15 protein-coding genes, 2 tRNA genes and 1 rRNA gene are annotated in these 22014 nt (G+C 55.4%); 10 read left to right on the top strand and 8 right to left on the bottom strand.

What is annotated here, in order from left to right; translation table 11 throughout:
- The first annotated feature begins 79 nt into the window (after positions 1–79).
- Together metK and ligB are read left to right on the top strand one after the other, a co-directional pair.
- On the top strand, positions 80–1300 hold the full coding sequence (gene metK, locus HZS52_RS04085; protein WP_027958904.1) for a methionine adenosyltransferase: 1221 nt from the start codon (positions 80–82) through the stop codon (positions 1298–1300).
- A 126-nt stretch (positions 1301–1426) separates the two neighbouring features.
- Positions 1427–3103 carry an NAD-dependent DNA ligase LigB gene (gene ligB, locus HZS52_RS04080; protein ID WP_190374188.1) on the top strand — a complete coding sequence of 559 codons (1677 nt, stop codon included), beginning with the start codon at positions 1427–1429 and terminating at the stop codon, positions 3101–3103.
- Here the strand turns inward: ligB and HZS52_RS04075 are convergent.
- Positions 3100–4035, bottom strand: coding sequence for an AEC family transporter (locus HZS52_RS04075; RefSeq protein ID WP_159175975.1), 936 nt, complete (start codon positions 4033–4035; stop codon positions 3100–3102). The genes ligB and HZS52_RS04075 overlap by 4 nt on opposite strands.
- Positions 4036–4177: 142 nt before the next feature.
- Between HZS52_RS04075 and metF the strand changes: the two genes are divergently transcribed.
- Positions 4178–5020 carry a methylenetetrahydrofolate reductase [NAD(P)H] gene (gene metF / locus HZS52_RS04070; protein WP_190374187.1) on the top strand — a complete coding sequence of 281 codons (843 nt, stop codon included), beginning with the start codon at positions 4178–4180 and terminating at the stop codon, positions 5018–5020.
- Between the two features lie 101 nt (positions 5021–5121).
- Here the strand turns inward: metF and HZS52_RS04065 are convergent, their stop codons facing one another.
- From HZS52_RS04065 to prlC, 4 genes are all read right to left on the bottom strand, one after another.
- A complete protein-coding gene (locus tag HZS52_RS04065; protein WP_138801676.1) occupies positions 5122–7323 on the bottom strand; it encodes a TRAP transporter permease in 2202 nt (733 codons plus the stop codon).
- A 103-nt stretch (positions 7324–7426) separates the two neighbouring features.
- Positions 7427–8419: a TAXI family TRAP transporter solute-binding subunit gene (locus HZS52_RS04060; protein ID WP_138801677.1), complete on the bottom strand. Its 993-nt coding sequence runs from the start codon at positions 8417–8419 to the stop codon at positions 7427–7429.
- A gap of 322 nt (positions 8420–8741) precedes the next feature.
- Positions 8742–8993 (bottom strand): YheV family putative zinc ribbon protein, encoded by a 252-nt coding sequence (locus tag HZS52_RS04055; protein ID WP_027958898.1) that lies wholly within the window; start codon positions 8991–8993, stop codon positions 8742–8744.
- A gap of 56 nt (positions 8994–9049) precedes the next feature.
- A complete protein-coding gene (gene prlC, locus HZS52_RS04050) occupies positions 9050–11098 on the bottom strand; it encodes an oligopeptidase A (RefSeq protein ID WP_190374186.1) in 2049 nt (682 codons plus the stop codon).
- Positions 11099–11291: 193 nt separating this feature from the next.
- On the opposite strand from prlC, the gene HZS52_RS04045 reads away from it, so the two are divergent.
- From HZS52_RS04045 to HZS52_RS04035, 3 genes are all read left to right on the top strand, one after another.
- Complete coding sequence (locus HZS52_RS04045; RefSeq protein WP_190374185.1) at positions 11292–12632, top strand: sodium-dependent transporter; 1341 nt, start codon at positions 11292–11294, stop codon at positions 12630–12632.
- 48 nt (positions 12633–12680) lie between these two features.
- Positions 12681–13226: a gamma carbonic anhydrase family protein gene (locus tag HZS52_RS04040; RefSeq protein WP_027958895.1), complete on the top strand. Its 546-nt coding sequence runs from the start codon at positions 12681–12683 to the stop codon at positions 13224–13226.
- A gap of 129 nt (positions 13227–13355) precedes the next feature.
- Positions 13356–14027, top strand: a complete 672-nt coding sequence (locus HZS52_RS04035) for a metal-dependent hydrolase (protein ID WP_027958894.1) — start codon at positions 13356–13358, stop codon at positions 14025–14027.
- Here the strand turns inward: HZS52_RS04035 and HZS52_RS04030 are convergent.
- Genes HZS52_RS04030 through HZS52_RS04020 form a run of 3 tightly spaced genes read right to left on the bottom strand, consistent with a single transcriptional unit; the run spans position 14003 to position 18067 of the window.
- Complete coding sequence (locus HZS52_RS04030) at positions 14003–15385, bottom strand: sigma-54-dependent transcriptional regulator (protein WP_009288649.1); 1383 nt, start codon at positions 15383–15385, stop codon at positions 14003–14005. The genes HZS52_RS04035 and HZS52_RS04030 overlap by 25 nt on opposite strands.
- On the bottom strand, positions 15378–17297 hold the full coding sequence (locus tag HZS52_RS04025) for a sensor histidine kinase (protein ID WP_159175978.1): 1920 nt from the start codon (positions 17295–17297) through the stop codon (positions 15378–15380). The genes HZS52_RS04030 and HZS52_RS04025 overlap by 8 nt, the downstream gene beginning before the upstream one ends.
- Positions 17294–18067 carry a GntR family transcriptional regulator gene (locus tag HZS52_RS04020; protein WP_027958892.1) on the bottom strand — a complete coding sequence of 258 codons (774 nt, stop codon included), beginning with the start codon at positions 18065–18067 and terminating at the stop codon, positions 17294–17296. Before HZS52_RS04020 ends, HZS52_RS04025 begins: the two co-directional genes overlap by 4 nt.
- A 298-nt stretch (positions 18068–18365) precedes the next feature.
- Here HZS52_RS04020 and lldD point away from each other — a divergent pair, with 298 nt between their 5' ends.
- The 4 genes from lldD to HZS52_RS04000 all read left to right on the top strand — a co-directional run bounded on the left by lldD (position 18366) and on the right by HZS52_RS04000 (position 21900).
- Complete coding sequence (gene lldD / locus HZS52_RS04015; RefSeq protein ID WP_009288646.1) at positions 18366–19517, top strand: FMN-dependent L-lactate dehydrogenase LldD; 1152 nt, start codon at positions 18366–18368, stop codon at positions 19515–19517.
- Between the two features lie 497 nt (positions 19518–20014).
- A 16S ribosomal RNA gene (locus HZS52_RS04010) occupies positions 20015–21547 on the top strand.
- Positions 21548–21631: 84 nt separating this feature from the next.
- Positions 21632–21708, top strand: a tRNA-Ile gene (locus HZS52_RS04005).
- Between the two features lie 116 nt (positions 21709–21824).
- Positions 21825–21900: transfer RNA gene (locus tag HZS52_RS04000), tRNA-Ala, on the top strand.
- The last annotated feature ends 114 nt before the right edge of the window (positions 21901–22014 follow it).

The following is a 22014-nucleotide window of genomic DNA, read 5'->3' as shown; positions in this document are numbered from 1 at the left end:
CGGGCAGGGGACACCTGCCATGATTTCCTGCTGATGCTGTGGATTAAATACAGCCGTCATACAGAGGGTAGAGTGCGCGATGAGCGAATATTCCCTGTTTACCTCCGAGTCCGTCTCCGAAGGTCATCCCGATAAGATTGCCGATCAGATCTCTGACGCAGTGCTAGATGCCATTATCGCCCGCGATAAACAGGCCCGCGTTGCCTGTGAAACCATGGTGAAAACCGGGGTGGCGATCATTGCCGGTGAAATTACCACCTCCGCCTGGGTCGATTTAGAAACCCTCGTGCGTGATGTGATTATCAGCATTGGTTATAACTCGTCCGACGTGGGCTTTGACGGCGCGACCTGCGGCGTGGTTAACCTGATTGGCAAGCAGAGTGTCGAGATTGCCCAAGGCGTTGACCGCAGCAAACCGGAAGATCAGGGCGCTGGCGACCAGGGCTTGATGTTTGGCTACGCGACTAACGAAACCGACTCTTTTATGCCGGCACCGATCCACTACTCTCACCGGCTGGTCGAACGTCAGGCCGAACTGCGTAAAAATGGCCTGTTGCCGTGGCTACGCCCGGATGCCAAGAGTCAGGTAACCTTCCGCTATAACGCCGAAGGCCAGCCCTGCGGTGTCGATGCCATCGTTCTCTCTACCCAGCACGACCCAGATATTGATCAGGAAGACCTGCGCAAAATGATCAAGCGCGAGGTCATCGAGCAGGTGATCCCCGCTGAGTGGTTGGATGACAGCACCCAGTACCATATCAACCCGACCGGCAAATTCGTGATTGGCGGCCCGGTAGGTGATTGTGGGCTGACTGGACGTAAAATTATCGTCGACACCTATGGCGGCATGGCACGCCACGGTGGTGGTGCGTTCTCGGGCAAAGACCCCTCTAAAGTGGATCGCAGCGCTGCCTATGCGGGCCGCTATGTGGCCAAGAATGTGGTGGCCTCAGGCCTGGCTGACAAGTGTGAGATTCAGGTCTCCTACGCGATTGGCGTTGCCGAGCCGACGTCGGTCTCCATCGATACCTTCGGCACCGGTAAAATTGACGATGCCAAGATCGTTGCACTGGTTCGCGAGCACTTTGATCTGCGCCCCTACGCGATCACCAAAATGCTTGACCTGCTGCACCCGATGTATCAGCTCACCGCCGCTTACGGCCACTTTGGCCGGGCACCGTTCGAGCACAGCTACACCTGGAACGATGATAAAGGCCAAGCGCATACCGAAACCTTTACCGCCTTCCCGTGGGAAAAGATTGATAAGGCTGAAGCACTGCGTAAGGCCGCCGGTTTGTAAGAGATTCGCTACACCGTTTGTAAGAAATGGATTAAATCGCCCCTTTGGCTTCGGCCGAGGGGCTTTTTTTATGTCCGTTGCGTTAGGCTAAGCCTAAAAGCTGATGTGTTACCGCGGGGGTAAGCAATGTTGTTGAGTGTACGAACTTGGCTATTGGGTAGCCTTATCTGGCTTGTCACTTTTTCCGCACAGGCTGCCCAATGCCCTGATTGGCCGGAGGAGCGCCTAAGCCGCGAAAGCAAGGCGCTGGCTGAGCAGGTTCACCGCTGGGACACTGCCTACCATGACGAGGGCGCCGCGCTGATCGATGATGCCCTTTACGACCAAGCGGTTGAGCGCCTAGCCACTTGGCAGCGTTGCCTGGGCACTGTACCGGATCATCGCCCGCTTACACGCGTTACACGTAGCAGCGGCACTCTTGAGCATCCGGCTGCGCAGCGTGGGCTTGATAAAGCCGATGACGATGGCGTCAGACGTTTTACCAGCCGCCGCGAAGACCTGTGGATCCAGCCCAAAGTGGACGGCGTGGCGATTACGTTGCGCTATGAAAATGGCGAACTGGTCGAAGCCGTTAGCCGTGGCGATGGCGAGCGGGGCCAGGATTGGACGGCCCGTGCCCGGCAACTCCCAGCCATTCCCAATACGCTACCCGAGCCTATTTCTGCAGTACTCCAAGGCGAGCTGTATTGGCGGTTAAGCCAACACGTGCAGTCGCGTTCACCCGCATCGGGTGCACGGGGTGCCGTGGCGGGAGCAATGGCACAAGCCTCCCCCACAGCGGCCACCCTTGAGCGTATTGGCCTGTTTGTCTGGGGCTGGCCCGATGGCCCTACCGCAATGCAGGAACGTTTAGCACGGCTAAGTGAACTGGGCTTTGATAGCGCTGACTACACTCATCCGCTGGATGACCGCCATGATGCCGGTTATTGGCGCGATAGTTGGTTTAACGGGCCGTTGCCGTTTGCTACCGACGGGGTGGTGATTAAGCAAGCCGAGCGACCCGGTGTACGCCGCTGGTCATCATCACCGCCTGAATGGGCCATTGCCTGGAAATATCCCGCCCAGCAGGCGCTAGCGGAAGTGCGCGGCATTGAGTTTCGCGTTGGGCGCACTGGGCGTGTGACGCCGCTGGTGTGGCTTAATCCGGTGCTGCTGGAGGGGCGGCGTATTAGCCGCGTCTCGTTAGGCTCACTGGAGCGCTGGGAGTCACTGGATGTCCGTCCCGGTGACCAAGTGGCGATTTCGCTAGCGGGATTAACGATTCCCCAGTTAACCGAGGTGGTGTGGCACACCCAGGAGCGCTCGCCGCTGTCACCGCCTTCACCCCAGCGCTTTAACCTGCTGAGCTGCTTTGAATTAACGCCCGGCTGCGATGATCAATTGCTGGCGCGGCTTAGCTACCTTGGCGAGCAGCTTGGTATGCAGGGTATCGGTGAAGGTACTTGGCAAGCGCTAATGGATGCGGGCGTAGTCACGCATTTACTGGACTGGCTGGATGTCGAACCGCGCCAGCTGCAACAGGCCTACGGCATTGGTGAGGCGACCGCTGAAACGTTACTGGAACAGTTTCAAGTCGCCAAGGGCAAGTCGTTTTCGGCCTGGTTAAGCGCGCTGGGGGCGCCGCCAGGTAGCGAGTCGGTTCGCGGGGATTGGGATGAGCTAGCGGGCTACCAGCGCGAACAGTGGCAAGCCGTTCCCGGCGTTGGCCCGGTTCGCGCTGACGCGCTGGTAGCATTTTTTAGCCACCCCGAGATACAGCACATGGCTCGACAGCTTAACGAAGCAGGTGTGGCTGGTTTTTAGCCTAGTCCTGTGAGACGCAGCATCAAACCCAGATAAAGCGGAATCAGCAGCGGCGCGAGCAGTGTCGTCACCAGCACCGCTAATGCGCCTTTTTGCGGTTGAATGCCCAGCTCCATGGCCACCACCACTACGTTGGAAGCCATGGGTACTACGCCTATCAACAGCAGCGCCATGGCCAGTTCCGTGGAAAGAGGCGCCGCCCACTGTAGTATTAAAGCGGCCCCCAACATAACGAGCGGCCAGAGCAGGTAGCGAAGACCCAGGCAGGTGGCTACAAAGCGTGAATCCCAGGCGGCAAGCGTTACTTGGCTAAGCGTCATGCCAATAATCATCATGCCCAGCAGCGTGTAGGTGGCGGGGAAGACTTGCAGCGAACTCATTACTGCAGCGGGTATGGTTATTTCAAGGGCGCTAAGCAGTAACGCGAATAGGAACGCATAGATAAGCGGTAAGCGAGAAATTTTGATCAGACTCTCACGTACGGAAAAACGTCCGCGTGCGCTAAGGTAAAAGCCCACGGTGAATTCGTAAATATTAATCCCCAGCATACAGAACAGGTAAAGAGTAACGCCTTCAGGGGGGAGCAAAATCAGCGCAATCGGTAGGCCGAAATAGCCGGTATTACCCGTTCCTGAGGAGAACGCCAACAGAGCAGCCTCCTGTTCACCAAAACGGTGGCGAGTAATACGCTGTACCACCAGTGCCATCAGGCTTGCCAGAATGAACAGTGCTAATGTGAGTAAGAGGTAGTCAGGTGTTGGGCCGCCGTTCATCAGCGCGCGAAAAATCGTAAAAGGCGCTATCAGGTAAACCAGCAGCGTCGCAATCGGGCGAGGATCTAGCTTGAGTCGTTGGGCGGCGAGCCAGCCTAGCCCCACGTAGCTGAGTAGCATGAGTAGCGGCCCAACGAGCGCCCCAGGTGCAAGATCCATTTATCCTCCCGTCGTATGTGGTGGCCCGCTAACATGAGCCGAATTAAAGGCCAAGCGTGGAATCTTTCATTAGCCCCAGCGCGCTGGAACAGCGAGAATACCTCAAAATATCATCACTTTTGATCACTAATAAGGAAACCCCATGAGCAGCCATGAGCATCCGCTAGGTATCAGCTTTGAATTCTTTCCGCCCAGTACCGATGCTGGGCGCGACAAGCTGATCCACGTTCGCGATGAACTGGCCGCCCGAAAACCACGTTTTTTCTCAGTTACTTACGGTGCTGGTGGGTCTACCCAAGCGCGTACTCGTGAGGTGGTGCGTGCGGTCGGTGAAAGCGGTATTAATACCGCTCCGCATCTCTCCTGCATTGGCAGTGAAAAAGCGCAGTTGCGTGATCTGCTGGCGCAGTACCGCGAGGAAGGGATCGAGAGCCTCGTCGCGCTGCGTGGTGATATGCCCTCAGGTATGGGAAGCATTGGTGAGCTACGTTATGCCAACGAACTGGTTGAGTTTATTCGCACGGAGACGGGCGACCATTTCGACATCGCAGTGGCTGCTTATCCTGAATCTCATCCACAGGCGCCTAATCTTGATAAGGATGTGGAAAACTTTGCGCGTAAAATGAAGGCGGGCGCCAATATGGCCATCACCCAGTACTTCTTCACCGCTGACGCCTATTTCAACTTCGTTGATAAAGCCCGTGCGCTGGGCGTCGAGCAGCCGATTATTCCCGGTATCATGCCGATTACCAACTACACCAAGCTGGCGCGTTTCTCTGACGCCTGTGGAGCCGAGATCCCGCGCTGGATTCGCAAGCAGCTGGAGTCCTATGGCGACGACAGCGAAGCGATTGCTGCCTTTGGCACCGATGTAGTGAGCCGTCTTTGCCAGCGATTGCTGGAGGGCGGCGCGCCAGGCCTGCACTTCTACACGCTTAACCAAGCGGCGCCGGTGCTGAAAATCGTCGATAACCTGGCTGGTTAACCAAGCCTCTTTTCTTTGCCTACCTTGCAGCCATTAAAAACCCCGCTCAACAATTGTTGAGCGGGGTTTTTTTACGCTTAGCATTTAACGGCTTAAATCAATCAGCCAGCTTGCGCCGTTTTGCTACCACCACCGTGCATCTTACGCTGCATCATGAATAGCACGATACCAATCGCAAGGCCGGCAATGTCGGTATAGATACCGCCGTAGATTAAAAACAGCGCGCCCACCAGCATGACGACACGCTGCACTAGGTTAACGGGGCCAAAGAACCACGCTTGAACCATACCAGAAAGCAGCACAATGCCCAGCGTCGCGGTTAACCCAACGCGCAGAATCTGCATCGGTGAGCCTTCCATCAGCATGGCCGGGCTGTAGAAGAACATAAACGGCACAATGAACGCGGCCAAGCCAATCTTGAACGAGGCCACCGAGGTGCCCATGGGGTTGTCGCCGGAGATACCGGCCGCGGCATAGGAGGCCAAGGCAACAGGGGGTGTAATCGCGGAGACGACCGCAAAATAGAACACAAAGAAGTGAGCAATTAGCGGTTCAATGCCGATATTGATCAAGCCGGGAGCGACCACGGAAGCGGCCACCGCATAGGCAGCGGTAGTAGGCATACCCATGCCGAGTAGAATACTGATCAGCATGGCGAACACTAGTGCCAGCAGTTGGCTCACGCCCGCTAAGCCAAGTAGCAGTGACGAGAAACGCGCGCCCACACCGGTCAGCGAGATAACCCCGACGATTAAGCCCGCGCAGGCGCACACAGCGATAATCTGAATCGACATAGTGCCCGCTATTTGCAGCGCTTTAAGAATCGCCCGAAAGCCCATTTTATTGGGTGAGAGCCAGCTAACCACTGCGGCTGACGCCGTGGCCAAGGTGCCCGCGCGGATCACCGAGTAGCCCATAAACAGGGCGACAATCAGGATAATAATCGGCGCGAACAGATAGACCTGTTTTACCAGCTTCGAGAACAGCGGAATCTCATCTTTGCGCATGCCACGCATGCCTTTACGGGCGGCTTCAAAGTCGACCATAAAATAGATAGAGGCAAAATACAGAATCGCCGGAATAACAGCGGCAAGGGCGATTTCGGTATAGGGAATACCGGTCACTTCGGCCATGATGAACGCGCCCGCGCCCATAATCGGCGGCATGATTTGCCCACCGGTTGAGGCGGCTGCCTCAATCGCGCCTGCGCTACGTGATGGGTAGCCGACTTTCTTCATCAGGGGAATGGTCAATGAGCCGGTGGAAACCACGTTACCTGCCGAAGTACCGTTAATCATACCCATCAAGCCAGAGGCAAAAATGGCCACCTTGGCAGGGCCTCCACGGGCACGGCCAGCTGCGGCAAAGGCAAAGTTAACGAAGTAGTCGCCTACTTTAGAGGCCTGTAGGAAGGCAGCAAAAATAATGAACAGAATAATATAGGTCGACGACACGGCGGTGGTGGGGCCGAGAATGCCTGCGTCGGTATACACCTGGCTAAAGAAGCGCTGTAGTGACAGCCCCGGATAGCCTAAAAAGCCTGGCAGATAGGGCCCGGCGAAAACGTAGGTCAGGAAAACCGCAGAAATAACCACCAGGGCCAGGCCTGCGACCCGGCGAGTGAGCTCCAGAATCAGTAGTGAGCCCGCAATCGCCGCCCAGGAAATGCCTGACGGTGCGAAAGAGGTACCCGTCGACATGCGGATATTGGTGTTGTAAGCCACTAACAAATAACCAGCGCTGGCCAGCGCGCAGACCATCAGTACCAAGTCTGCAGGATTGAAGCGATGCCGTGCCTGACGATAAAACCATGACAACACAACAGCCGCCGCTGTCGTCGCCATTAGCGGGTAGCCGTAGTGCCAGTTTTCAATGCTCGGGTCGATGCGCATGGCGCCGCCGCTGAGCGTTTGATACATCAACAGAACTTGCGCCAGAGTATAGGCGGCAGGAATCAGTAACGCGTAGCTAATCCATTTGATCCAGGCACCTGACGCCTGGTGATCGTCGTCGGCAAAACGGGCACCAGAAAAGAGCCCGTAACCGAGAATAAGCGCACCGGCAATATGCACGATACGAAACGACCAGGTTTCCATCGGATACACGTTGAGTGAAATCAGATGGAAACTTGAGTAAGCGATCGCTAATGCCGCAAACAGTAGGAACTGCCAGCCCGTAAACAGGCGGCGATTGGGTTCAACAACGTCTTCATCGACACCATCGGCAATGGACTCTGGTATCACTGACGCCGCGTGGGCATCATCCTTGAGATCATTGGGGTCTTGGTCGGTTTTGTGACTCATTAGAGTTCACCCTCACAGCAAAAGCAGACAAAGGGGTAGCAGCAGCGAAAGCTGCCCCGCCCGGCTGGGCCGGAAACGGGGCAGTCAGAACGGTAAACGTTGCTTAGTTGATCATGTCATCAGCAATTTCATAGCCGTTCTCTTCGTACCAGCGTGCAGCGCCGGGGTGAAACGGCAGCACGGTGTTGTGCTTGATGTTTTCTGGAATGGTGGTTTCAGCGCTGCGGTGCACAGAGCGCATGCGGTCGTTGTTTTCCATGGTCGCCTTGGTGACTTCATAAACGAAATCTTCCGGCAGGTCGCAGCCTGCGATAGCGAAGTTCCACATGGAGACAGCGCGGGCATCTTCTTCCAGCGTCGTATAGGTGTTGGCCGGAATCATGAATTCAGCTACAGGGAAGTTTTCCAGCACCGTGGCCAGCTCTTCCTCGTTAAACTCAATAATGTTGACGTCAGTTTGTACTTCTAACTGGCTAACGGCGGGAATCGGAATACCGGCAGCGAAGGCGACCACGTCAAGCAGGCCATCCTGCAGTTGACCGCCCAAGTCTGACCAACCGCCGTTGCGACGCTCAAAGTTAACGCCCAGGGTTTCTAGAATCGCTGGGAAGTAGGTGTCAGAGGTTGAGGCAGCCGGGCCAAAACCGATGCGCGCGCCATCAGGAATATCGGAAATTGACTCAATACCGCTGTCAGAAAGCGCGGTAATGGAGAACGGCGTTTCATACATGGGGAACATGGCGCATACATTGTCCATCTTCATTCCAGGCGCTAGCGGACTTTCACCTTTAACGGCATCAGAAGCCGGGCCCATGGTGGTTAAGCCAAATGCCATATCGCCTGTGTGCACCAGTGCCAGGTTTTGAGTCGGGCCACCGGTGACTTCACCACCGCCAGATACACCCAGCTCATCAGCGATAAAGTTGGCCCAGCCTGAACCGTAGACGAAGTAAGTGCCGCCTTGGCTAGCGGTGCCCACGGTAAAGTTGTCGGGCCAATCAGAACGGTCTGCTTGCGCTTGGGCACTGCTGGCAGCGGCTACAAGCAGGGCGCTGCTGGCGAGAAGAGTGAACGTTTTAGGCATATGTTTGCGCATGGCGAAAATTCCTAGCTGTTATTGGGGTTATATACTGACAGCGTCGATAAATGCGGCCAGTCGATACTGCGTTAAGCAGGGTATCCAAGGTATATAACAGCGATAGTTGTGCCATTTAAGGGTTATGATTTTTAAATCAGATGCTTATGATTTTTTTATTCAACTTTGGTGGAAAGCACTTTTTGTCATAGTGTCCGATTGTTCGCACGACAATGGTTATTTAGTGTGCGGATAACCGCACACTAAATGGTGTTGCCTGTACGCTATCGGCTTGTGGGGCGTTAAGGAAAGAATGAACACGCCATCCTTGGCGGGGAGGGAGTTAACGCGAGGATTTACCTGGATCCAAAATACGTACGGGTTGCACATCCTGCTGCTTCTGATCGTCACGTACCTGGTTGACCCGGGTGGTCATTTCGGTAAGCGCATCCTCTTCGATGGGCAGTTGCTCGAAGAAATCGCAACTGACGCATTCTCGGTAGCGAATACCGTTTTGCTCCCAGGCACGGATCCGATCCATCGCTGCGCAGCGCGGGCAAGTAACACCGGCGATAAAGCGTTTCACACTAGACATCATTAGACTCCAAGAGCGCGCTCTCTAAGTGGAGGGCGCGCATAGGTTTTGCAGATTTAAGCAGCGCGAATGCCGCTATGGCGCAGTAGCGGTTCGACGCTCGGCTCTCGGCCTCGAAAGGCGACAAAAAGGTCGGCTGCATCGCGGGCGCCGCCCTGCTCCAGGATTTCGCGACGAAAGCGCTGGCCCGTTTCAGGATCGAAAATACCGGTCTCTTCAAAGGCGCTCCAGGCGTCCGCCGAGAGCACTTCAGCCCACTTGTAGCTGTAGTAACCAGCCGCATAGCCACCGGCAAACACGTGGCCAAAACTATTTTGGAAGCGGTTGAATGGCACTTTCGGCAGCACAGACACCGCTTCGCGCACCTCATCTAACAAGGCTTGCACATCGCTGGCGCTGGGGGCGCTAAGTTCATGGTGCAGACGCAGATCAAACAGCGAGAACTCGATTTGGCGCATCATACCCATGGCTGACTGGAAATTCTTGGCTGCCTGCAGGCGCTCAAGCAGCTCTGCTGGCAGCGGTTCACCACTATCCACGTGTTTGGCGAGTAGATCTAAGCCTTCACGCTCCCAGCAGTAGTTTTCCATAAACTGGCTGGGCAGCTCTACGGCATCCCAAGCGACGCCGTTAATGCCGGAAATATCGGCGATCTGCTGCTGGGTCAGCATATGGTGGAGGCCATGGCCAAACTCATGGAACAGCGTGGTGACTTCGTCGTGGGTGAGCAGTGCCGGGCGGCCGTTTACCGGGGCAGTAAAGTTGCAGGTCAGGAAGGCGACGGGCAGTTGCAGACCCTGCTCGGTTTGACGACGCACCCGGCAATCGGCCATCCAGGCACCGCCACGCTTACCTTCGCGGGCGTAGAGATCCAGATAGAAACCGGCAATGGGTTGGCCGTTTTCGGTGATGCGGAAATAGCGCACGTCATCATGATAGCGGGGTGCTTGGGTATCTTCTTCAAAGCGCACGCCGTAAAGGCGTTCAACCACCTGAAACAAGCCATCGATTACCTGGGGTGCTGGAAAATAGGGGCGTAATTGCTCCTGGGAGATCGAGTGGCGCGCTTCGCGTAGTTTTTCGCTGGCATAGGCAACATCCCACGGTTCCAGCGTCTCTAGGCCGAGTTCTTTTCGGGCATAAGCACTGAGTTCTGCAAACTCCTCTTTCGCCTGAGGCAACGCACGGCGGGCTAAGTCGTTGAGAAAATCGAGCACCTGCTCGGGAGATTCCGCCATTTTGGTGGTGAGAGAGTAATCGGCATAGGTGGCAAAGCCGAGCAATTGGGCCATTTCATTGCGCAGTGCCAGGATCTCTTCCATGATCGCCGCGTTATCGAATTTGCCCGCATCTGGGCCTTCATCAGACGCACGGGTAACAAAAGCGGTATAGACCTCCCGGCGCAGCTCGCGGTTATCGGCATAGCTAACCACCGGGAAGAAGCTGGGGAAATCCAGGGTAATACGGTAGCCCGCAACGCCTTTCGCCTCGGCGGTGGCTTTTAAGGTGTCGAGAGCACTTTCCGGCACCCCCGCTAACGTCTCTTGGCTATCGATGTCCTTGTGCCATGCCTGGGTAGCATCCAGCACGTTATTGGAGAACTGATTTGACAGCAGTGAGAGCCGCGACTGAATCTCGCCGTAGCGGGCTTTCTGGTCAGCAGGAAGATCAACACCGGCAAGGCGGAAATCGCGTAGGGCGTTCTCCACGGTGCGCCGCTGTGCGGCATCCAGGTGCTTCCAGGCCGGGCCATCTTTCAATGCTTGCCAGCCACGAAACAACCCTTCGTGCTGGCCTACCCAGGTGCCGAAGTCGGAGAGCTTCCCAAGGCATGCCTGATACGCTTCGCGCATTTCCGGCGAGTTCATGGTGCCATTGAGGTGCGAAACCGGTGACCACGCCTTGGTGAGCCGATCATTCACCGCTTCAAGGGGCGCTGCAAAAGTGTCCCAGGTAGGCGGGGTAGCGGCTGCCTGCTCGGCGAGGCGATCAATGGCCTCTCGGCTTTCGCTTAGCAGTGTCTCCACGGCAGGCTCCACGTGCTCGGCGCGAATCTCAGCAAAGGGGGGCAGCGCGTGCGTTTCAAGCAGCGGATTGGTGGACATGGGCACCTCGATTGGCATCGTTTTAAAAACCGTTAGTGAGCGCAAAACGCGCAATAATAATGACACAGTGCGGGCGGTGGTGCTGTGTTTCAATGTTAGCCTCAACAACTATGTTTAATGCCAGGGTTTGGCCTGCACGCAAGCGCCTGCTAGTCTTGCCGCCTTTTAATGCCACCAATGGCAGGAGCATGTGATGAGCGAAACGCTGGAGCGCTGGGGGTCGAAGCGGGCCTTTATCTTGGCGGTAACAGGTGCTGCGGTGGGGTTAGGCAACATCTGGCGCTTCCCTTACGTGGCCGGAGAGAACGGCGGTGCGGCGTTTTTACTGATTTATATGGCGTTTGTGCTGCTGCTGGGTATTCCGGTCATGATGGCGGAGATTCTGATTGGCCGTGCCGGGCGACGCGGGCCAATGCAAGCGTTGAGTGTCTTGGCGGCCGAGGCGGGGGCTTCGCCTCGCTGGCGCTGGTTGGGGCTATTCGGGGCGTTCACCGTGTTCTGTATCTTGTCGTTCTACTCGGTTGTGTCGGGCTGGTCGATTGAGTTTTTGGTGGCCTCTGTTAACGGCCATTTCAATGGCGCGAGTGCCGCAGAGATTGGCGCCGGTTTTGAAGCCTTCTTGGCCAACCCTGGGCTGCTGATCTTCAACCACTCGCTATTTCTGTTTATGACCATGACGGTCGTGGCGGCGGGTGTTGCCAAGGGGTTAGAGCGGCTCAATAACCTGCTGATGCCTCTGCTGTATCTGTTGTTGCTGCTATTAGCGGGCTATGCCGCGACGACTGATGGCTTTGCCCCCGCCTTGGCGTGGCTGTTTTTACCCTCTTTCGAGGCGATAACCCCCGCGGTGGTGGTGCACGCCATGGGGCACGCGTTCTTTACGCTGGCGGTGGGCGCCTGTGCTTTGATGGCGTATGGCGCTTATATGCCGGAAGAGCAAAGCCTGCCTAAAGCCGCTGTGGCAGTCGCCGTGCTCGATATTAGTGTGGCGTTACTGGCGGGGATCGCTATTTTCTCGGTGGTGTTTGCTCAAGGCATGGATCCCACTGATGGCCCAGGGTTAATGTTTGTCACCCTGCCCATTGCGTTTTCTGAGCTGCCCTGGGGCTCTGTATGGCTGAGCGTGTTCTTCTTACTGCTGCTACTGGCCACCTGGACATCGGCCATTAACCTCGCGGAGCCGATGGTCGCAACGTTACAGGGTTTGGGGCTGCGTCGCAGTATCTCGACTGCCATTGTGGCGCTCAGCGTCTGGTTGATCGGGCTGTTATCGGCCTTCTCTTTTTCAACCCTGGCGGAATTTCGGCCGCTATTTGGACGCAATGTCTTCGAGCTTGTCAGCAGTATACCGCCGGATGTTTTCCTGCCTTTGGGCGGCCTATTGATAGCCGTTTTTGCGGCTTGGGTAATGCCTCGCGATAAAGTGGTGAGCGCGTTAGGCATTGGTGAAAGTGGCTATCTGGTGTGGCGTAATATCATTCGCTGGGTGTCGATTCCGCTGACCTTTATTGTTCTGCTGGCCGGGTTGCTATAGTGGGGTAACTGAATTCTCTAAGCTATCCAACAACCCTAGGAGCGAGTTATGAGTAGTGCATTAAGGCCCTATCAAGGTATGGAACCCCAATTGGGTGAGCGCGTTTATATTGATCCGGCCAGTGTGGTCATTGGTGATGTGGTGATGGGTGACGACTGCTCTGTCTGGCCGATGACGGTTATCCGTGGCGATATGCACCGTATTCGTATCGGTGCGCGTACCAGCGTGCAGGACGGCAGCGTGCTACATATTACCCACGCCAGCGATTTTAGTCCGGAGGGGTTTCCGCTCACCATTGGCGATGATGTGACCATCGGCCATAAAGCGATACTGCATGGCTGCACCTTGGGAAGTCGGATCCTGGTAGGGATGGGCGCGATTGTAATGGATGGCGCGGTCGTTGAGGACGAGGTCATTATTGCTGCAGGCGCCGTGGTAACGCCGGGTAAGCATTTGGAGAGTGGCTATGTGTATGCCGGTAACCCCGCCAAAGCAATGCGACCACTCAAAGACAAAGAGCGTGCTTTCTTTCCCTATACCGCAGGTAACTACGTTAAATTGAAAGACCGCTTTCTGGCCGAAGTCACCCGCTAGCGACTTTTTCTAGGCTTTCCCTAAGCGATTGCTAAGCCAACCTTTTTTCTTAAATTAGTCATGTCGCGAACACTAAAAGTCTGTTAATTTATACAGTTTTCTGTTTTGCAGACTTTAGGATGCCGCGTCATGGCTAATTTTCGCACGCATATTACGGTGGCAGCGGCGGGCGGCATGCTGATAGCTTACGTAGGTTGGAAAGGCCAGTGGTGGCCACCCTCCCAAGCGCTGGTGATGATTGCATTAGTCACCTTTGGCGGCATTTTGCCCGACATTGATGCTGATCGTTCCCACTCTATCCGTTTGATATTCAATCTGCTTTCGGTGCCCGCCTTGGTATTAGGCGCCTTGTTGTTACAGCCATGGCTCACGCCGGGGGCGTTGTTGATTGCCTGTGGCGGAATCTACTTCTGTGTGCGCTATTTGGCGGGGGTGCTGTTCTCGCGTTTTACCGTGCACCGCGGTATTTGGCATTCACTGCTAGCGGGCGGGCTATGCAGCCTGCTCACCGCCGCGTTAAGTTTTAATTTGCTCAGCCAACCAGCGTGGCTAGCGTGGTCTCACGGTGCGGCCACCTTAGTAGGGTTTTTGATCCACTTGAGTTTGGATGAGATATACAGCGTTGATCTTGAAGGCGCGCGGCTAAAACGCTCGTTTGGTACGGCGCTCAAGCTAGGCGACAGCCGGCGGCCAATGTCTAACCTGCTAATGTTGATTGCCACATTAACGCTGGTGCCCTGGGTGCCGCCCTGGTCTGTCTTGGGGGAGTTGTTGCATCAAGGCTCGCTGCTGTGGCGATAGTCGTCGGCATTGAGGCCGTGCTTTTTAAGTTTGTCGTAAAAGGTTTTGCGCGGAATGCCCAAGTGGTGACAAACATCGGTTACCCGTCCATGGTAGCGCGACAGAGATTGGCTGATCAGGCTCTTTTCAAACAGCTCTACCTGGCGCGGCAAAGTAGGCTCTTCGGTGTCGGCGTTGACCCCTTCCAGCAGCGCATCCAGACGATAGTCAAAGGCGGCGCCCAGTAGCACGTAACGCTCGGCAAGGTTCCGCAGCTCGCGCACGTTGCCGGGCCAATCATGGGCCAGCAGGGCGGCAATGGCGGGGCTGTCGAGGGTCGGTGCTTCTAGCCCGCTACGATTGGCAGCGACCACGGCAAAGTGCTGGAACAGCAAGGGGATATCCTCACGCCGCTCGCGCAGAGCAGGCAGCGGCAGGGTGACAACGTTTAGCCTATAGTAAAGGTCTTCGCGAAAACTCCCCTCTTCGGAGGCGGCTTTGAGATCCACCTTGGTGGCCGCAATCACCCGAATATTGAGCGGAACTGTTTCATTGGCGCCTAACCGCTCAACGCTGCGTTCCTGCAGCACCCTCAGCAGCTTGACCTGCAGCGCCATGGGCATCGATTCGATCTCATCCAGAAACACGGTGCCGCCGTTAGCGTGTTCAAACTTGCCGATTCGCCGCTCTACTGCACCCGTGAAAGCGCCTTTTTCATGGCCAAACAGCTCGGACTCAATGGTGTTTTCGGGCACCGCGCCGCAGTTGATCGCCATAAAGGGGCTGTTGCGCCGGCCGCTGCGTTCGTGAATTGCACGGGCCACGAGGTCTTTACCGGTACCTGTTTCACCGAATAGCAGAACGTCGGCTTCTACTTGGCTGATACGCTGAATCATCGCCGCGAGCCTGGATATGATGGGTGTGCGCCCAACGAGTCGCGGTCCCAACGCGGCTTGTTGCACTTCAAGTTCAGCTTTAAGACGGTGGTTTTCCAAGCTGAGTTGGCGCTTCTCTATGCCTCGGCGTACTACGTCCAGCAACTGATCACCGGCAAACGGCTTCTCAAGAAAGTCCCATGCTCCTGCGCGCATGGCTTCTACGGCCGTGGAAATGTCGCCGTGACCGGTGATTAAAATAATCGGCAGAGTGGCGTCGCGACTGTGTAACTCATGGAGCAGTGCCATACCATCCATTCCCGGCATGCGGATATCACTGACAATGACACCTGGGAAGTCCGGTGTTAATGCTGCCAGGGCTTGTTCCGCTGATTCGAAGCAGTAGGGCGTGTAGCCTGCAAGCTCGAGGGTTTGGCTGGCGGTGATCCGCAGATGCGGTTCGTCGTCGATCACCATGACCGGCAGCGTCGACGGCTCATGCATACGAGGAGTTCTCCTGGGGGTGAGTTAGCGGTGAGTGGGGCAGGGCGATAGTGAAGCAAGCGCCGCCTTCGGGTCGATTAGTTGCCTGTAACTTGCCGCCTAAATCGTCCATGATACGCGACGAAATCGAGAGTCCTAGGCCTAAACCACTCCCCGGCGCTTTGGTGGTAAAAAAGGGTTCAAAAATATGCCCTAAGTGCTCCTCGGGAATGCCAGGGCCATTATCGGTAACGCTAATAATGACCTGCTGCTGGTGTATTTGGGCGCCCAGAGTAAGTTGTGGCGCAGGTACGCCTTTCATGGCCTGCAGCGCATTACCGATTAAATTGACCAACACTTGTTCCAGACGCACTAGATCGCCTTGCACCCATAGTGTTTCATTGGGCCACTCCTGAGTAATGGAGATGTTGCCTTCGCGCAGGCGGCTTTGAAACAGGCGAAGAGCATAGTCGATACAGGCTTGTACCGAAATCGCCTCCTGGTGCTCGCTGCTCTTACGTGAAAACTGGCGCAGCTGAGCGCTGATGTCCGCCATACGCTCGGTCAGTTCAACAATTTGTTCAAGGTTGGCATCCGCTTTTTCGTGGCGTGCTAATGCCATAAAACGGCGGGCGTTTTCCGCGTAAGCGCGAATAGCCGCCAGTGGTTGATTAAGTTCATGGTTGATGCCCGCGGCGAGCTGCCCCAACACAGCGAGTTTGGCGGCTTGAATAAGCTCGTCTTGGGTCTGGCGTAAATTGGCCTCTGCACGGCGGCGCTCTTCAATTTCATCCGATAGGCGTTGGTTGCTGGCCACCAGATCACGGGTGCGGCGCTCTACGCTTACCTCAAGTTCGTCACGCACGCGTGCCAAGGTATTGCGCTCGCGCTCGGCAAACGCTTCGCGTTCACGGCGCAGCCGTAGGCGCTGCCAGCCAATACCTGCGCCGAGAGTGACCACTCCGTAGAGGCCGCCTGCCATGAGGGCGGCAATCCACTGAGCGCTAATCACCGGTGTTAGCGGCTTTAAAATATGCATTTGCCAGCCAAATTCAGGGACATGTCGGGTCAAACTAAGATAGTCGCTACTGCTCAATGGGCCTTGGGAGAAACTGACCAACTGGCTTCCCTGTCGGTAAGGTGCATTGATTTCAATACCCGAGGGTGACAATGGCTCCATGGCATAGCGGCGCGTTTCTCTTAGGGCTTGACGCTGCTCATCGGTGAGTGGGTAGAGCGCGTTCATGCGTAGTTCGGGGTGGCTGGCCATGAAAATGATGTCGTCGCTATCAGTGACAAATAGCTCGGCATCCTGCTCAGCCCAGCTCTCTTCAACATCATCTAAAAGCACTTTAACTACTAGCACGCCGTCTGGCTGTGCATCGGGCGAGGTGTCGTCTAGCCATATGGGCGATGAAAAGTAGTAGCCCCGTTCAAGAGACTTGATGCCCAAACCAAAAAAGCGCCCCTGGCCTCCGGCAATGGCATCGGTGTAGTAGGAGCGGAAAGCATAGTTCTGGCCAATAAAGGTGTTAGGGCGGTGCCAATTGCTGGCGGCGATCGTGTCGCCATCGTGATTGAGTAAATAGACGTCTGAAACCCCCGCTGTAAAGCGGAAACGATCCAGTAGCATATTTAGCGGCATCGGGTCTTGGCTATCGGGAGAGGCCAAAAAACGCTGCACGCCTTCCCGAGTGGCAAGCATTTGCGGCAAGTAGTCGTAGCGCAGTAAATAGCCGTTTAAGTTGGCGGCAGACAGCCGCAGCTCGTTTTCGGCATCATCCTGTAAGTTGGAAAGCGCTTGTTCACGCGCCAACTGGGCGGCCTGCCACATGCAAAACAGCAAGCCGAGTGAAATAACCAGCAGCCACAGGCGCCGCCAGCGTGGCGGCAAGGGGGTGGGCGCTTGGTTATTCATACCAGCGCTGTTCATGCTGACGTCTTACTACTGCCTTGAGCGCGGCGAAGGGCACGCTGGGCGCGCGTCTCAGCCCTCGCCATCTCAAGTAGACCTTCTTCGACAAACACTAAGTGCTCATGGGCGCGAGTGCGGGCATCCTCCGCGCGGCCTTCCAAAATGGCATTGAGTAGGGCGCGGTGCTGTTGCATTAACTGACTGCGCGAACCCTCCTTGGCGAATAAATGGGCCAGGTTATTTACAATGCTCTTCTCTAGCAGGTGAAAAATGCCGCGAATGGTATGCAGCAGTAGAACATTGTGAGCAGCTTCGGCAATCGCTAAGTGGAACGCTGCATCTAGTTTGGCTTCTTGGATAGGGTCGGCACCGGCAAAACCGCCGTCGAGCTCTTCAAAGCGCTGAATAAGCACGGACTTATCGGCGGGTGTTGAGCGCAGCGCAGCGTAGTAGGCGGATATACCTTCCATAGCGTCGCGGAATTCAAGTAAGTCTAGGTTAAATTCGCCGTGACGAGAGAGCATCTCCAGCAAGGGGTCGGTATAACCATTGCTGAGGTCATCGTTAACAAAAGTGCCGCCGCCTTGGCGGCTGGTTAGTAGGCCACGAGCGGCTAGTTTCTGAATAGCTTCCCGTAAAGAGGGGCGCGAAACACCAAACCGTTCGGCTAATTCACGTTCGGGAGGTAAGCGCTCGCCTGGTTTTAGGCTGCCTTCTAGCATCATAGCTTCAAGGCGTTCAGTAATTACATCGGCCAAGCGCTGCTGGCGGAGCGGTGGGTAGCTCATATTGAATAGCTCATGTCGATTTGCGTCCGCAATTGGTAAGACCAATATTAAGATCTTTGAGGTTTGATCTCAAGCGTCTGCGAAGTAGGATTTAACGCTAATAAAACGCATTAATAGCGACTTTAAACTAAAGTATAGCGGGATGAGGTGCTAAGGAGTGATATCACCGTTTGACACACTTAGGGCGGCTCACTACTGTTGGTGCTAGTTTTTTTGTCAATTGGTAAAACCAATTTTCCACTTTGGGGCGCCGGTGTATAGCGCATCCATTGTATAGGGCTATTACACAGGGCTATCCATGATCATTTCTGCTTCCACTGATTATCGCCAAGCGGCCAAGCGTCGTATCCCCCCTTTTCTATTTCACTACGCTGACGGTGGTTCCTACGCGGAGCATACGCTGCGACGCAATGTTGAGGATCTTGCTGGTGTCGCTTTGCGTCAGCGTGTGTTGAAGGATATGTCTTCACTATCATTGGAGACCACACTGTTCGGCGAAGCGCTTGCTATGCCGGTCGCCTTGGCGCCGGTGGGGTTGGCAGGAATGTATGCTAGGCGTGGTGAAGTGCAAGCTGCGCGGGCAGCTGCTAATAAGGGGGTGCCGTTTACACTGTCGACAGTATCGGTGTGTCCAATCGACGAAGTGGCCTCTGCGGTTGATCGGCCTATCTGGTTTCAGCTTTATGTGTTGAAAGATAGAGGATTTATGAAGCATGTCTTGGAGCGAGCCAAAGCCGCTGGCGTCAAGACACTGATCTTTACCGTCGATATGCCCGTGCCGGGGGCACGCTATCGAGATGCACATTCAGGCATGAGCGGCAAGCGCGGCCCAATGCGGCGTATGCTTCAAGCAGCAACACACCCTTTTTGGGCCTGGGACGTGGGTGTTAATGGCCGTCCCCATGACTTGGGTAACGTGTCTGATTATCGCGGCAAGCCAACGGAGCTAGAAGACTATATTGCCTGGCTGGGTGACAACTTTGATCCGGCCATCTCATGGAAGGACTTGGAGTGGATTCGTGAGCTCTGGGAGGGTCCAATGATCATCAAAGGGATTCTCGACCCCGAGGATGCTCGTGATGCGGTTCGCTTCGGCGCGGATGGTATCGTTGTTTCCAATCATGGTGGTCGTCAGCTAGACGGTGTCCCCTCTACCGCGCGTGCGCTGCCTGCTATCGCTGATGCGGTTAAGGGCGATTTGGCCATTCTAGCCGACTCCGGCGTACGCAGTGGACTTGATGTTGTGCGCATGATCGCCATGGGGGCGGATACCGTATTGATTGGGCGTGCTTTTATCTATGCACTTGCTACAGCCGGAGAGGCGGGCGTTTCCCATCTGCTTGAGCTGTTTGAAAAGGAGATGCGGGTTGCAATGACGCTCACCGGGGCGCGTAGCATTGCCGACCTAGGGGCTGATTCGCTGGTGCCAGACTCGCTCCGCGGTATCTGAGGGCCATTGTCAGTACCTCTATCAGTATTAGGGTTAAAAACCGCTTGCCAACCCGTCAGCGAATCCGTAAAGTACGCATCCGCTGCCGGGGACGCCAAGCGTTACCAGCGGTAAATGAAGTGTAAAATCTTCGGTTTGTCAAAGAGTTAGCGGTTTTGGATGTGGTCAGGTTTGCATCGAAAACAACGCCCTTGACAACCGCCAGGAAATGCGTAGAATACGCCTTCCTCGCTGAGGCAAGCCAGTTCAACGGCAAGCCGGGTGGCCCAGTTGGTTTATTAGCTAGCCACCGCAGCGAAACAGCTCTTTAACAATTTGATCAGGTAATTCATGTGGGCGCTTGCTGATGTTGGTGGCAAATCACCCAATATCAAGGCAAGCGACTCAAGCAATAAAGGTTTTTCGGAACCTGTTTTGAATGAATTCGTTTGAACCTTGAGCCAAGTTTGATCCGCTTTTGTTGCCTTCGGGTGACATGTAAGGATCACATAGATCTTAAACTGAAGAGTTTGATCATGGCTCAGATTGAACGCTGGCGGCAGGCCTAACACATGCAAGTCGAGCGGTAACAGGGGTAGCTTGCTACCCGCTGACGAGCGGCGGACGGGTGAGTAATGCATAGGAATCTGCCCGATAGTGGGGGATAACCTGGGGAAACCCAGGCTAATACCGCATACGTCCTACGGGAGAAAGGGGGCTTCGGCTCCCGCTATTGGATGAGCCTATGTCGGATTAGCTAGTTGGTAAGGTAATGGCTTACCAAGGCAACGATCCGTAGCTGGTCTGAGAGGATGATCAGCCACATCGGGACTGAGACACGGCCCGAACTCCTACGGGAGGCAGCAGTGGGGAATATTGGACAATGGGGGCAACCCTGATCCAGCCATGCCGCGTGTGTGAAGAAGGCCCTCGGGTTGTAAAGCACTTTCAGCGAGGAAGAACGCCTATCGGTTAATACCCGGTAGGAAAGACATCACTCGCAGAAGAAGCACCGGCTAACTCCGTGCCAGCAGCCGCGGTAATACGGAGGGTGCAAGCGTTAATCGGAATTACTGGGCGTAAAGCGCGCGTAGGTGGCTTGATAAGCCGGTTGTGAAAGCCCCGGGCTCAACCTGGGAACGGCATCCGGAACTGTCAGGCTAGAGTGCAGGAGAGGAAGGTAGAATTCCCGGTGTAGCGGTGAAATGCGTAGAGATCGGGAGGAATACCAGTGGCGAAGGCGGCCTTCTGGACTGACACTGACACTGAGGTGCGAAAGCGTGGGTAGCAAACAGGATTAGATACCCTGGTAGTCCACGCCGTAAACGATGTCGACCAGCCGTTGGGTGCCTAGAGCACTTTGTGGCGAAGTTAACGCGATAAGTCGACCGCCTGGGGAGTACGGCCGCAAGGTTAAAACTCAAATGAATTGACGGGGGCCCGCACAAGCGGTGGAGCATGTGGTTTAATTCGATGCAACGCGAAGAACCTTACCTACCCTTGACATCTACAGAAGCCGGAAGAGATTCTGGTGTGCCTTCGGGAACTGTAAGACAGGTGCTGCATGGCTGTCGTCAGCTCGTGTTGTGAAATGTTGGGTTAAGTCCCGTAACGAGCGCAACCCTTGTCCTTATTTGCCAGCGAGTAATGTCGGGAACTCTAAGGAGACTGCCGGTGACAAACCGGAGGAAGGTGGGGACGACGTCAAGTCATCATGGCCCTTACGGGTAGGGCTACACACGTGCTACAATGGCCGGTACAAAGGGCTGCGAGCTCGCGAGAGTCAGCGAATCCCTTAAAGCCGGTCTCAGTCCGGATCGGAGTCTGCAACTCGACTCCGTGAAGTCGGAATCGCTAGTAATCGTGAATCAGAATGTCACGGTGAATACGTTCCCGGGCCTTGTACACACCGCCCGTCACACCATGGGAGTGGACTGCACCAGAAGTGGTTAGCCTAACGCAAGAGGGCGATCACCACGGTGTGGTTCATGACTGGGGTGAAGTCGTAACAAGGTAGCCGTAGGGGAACCTGCGGCTGGATCACCTCCTTAAACGATGCGTCACGCGTTAGTAAGCGTCCACAATGAATTACCTGATCAGATATAGAGCAAACGGTAAAAGCACGATCCCCTCTTGGGTCTGTAGCTCAGTTGGTTAGAGCGCACCCCTGATAAGGGTGAGGTCGGCAGTTCAAGTCTGCCCAGACCCACCAAATTTTATCTATCGCTGCGTTATTTTATAACTCGCATAGTAGGCTATGCGTCGTCATAAAATGCCTTGCGCTAAATAAAATTGGCCAGAGGTGAGTGTGACTAAGAGTGACTAGATGGGGCCATAGCTCAGCTGGGAGAGCGCCTGCCTTGCACGCAGGAGGTCAGCGGTTCGATCCCGCTTGGCTCCACCATTACGTTACTACCCTGTTTAATCTTCAATGCCGTTTGTGAATGTTTCGTGACCATTGATAAGTCGCTGTGCTGTAGCCGTTGTTTTAGTTATCGCACGCCGCCTTATCACTGTT

Source organism: Vreelandella titanicae (assembly GCF_014697095.1).
GTDB lineage: Bacteria > Pseudomonadota > Gammaproteobacteria > Pseudomonadales > Halomonadaceae > Vreelandella > Vreelandella titanicae.
Note: the sequence above shows the minus strand (reverse complement) of the source record. Positions and strands in the feature narration are given on the sequence as shown.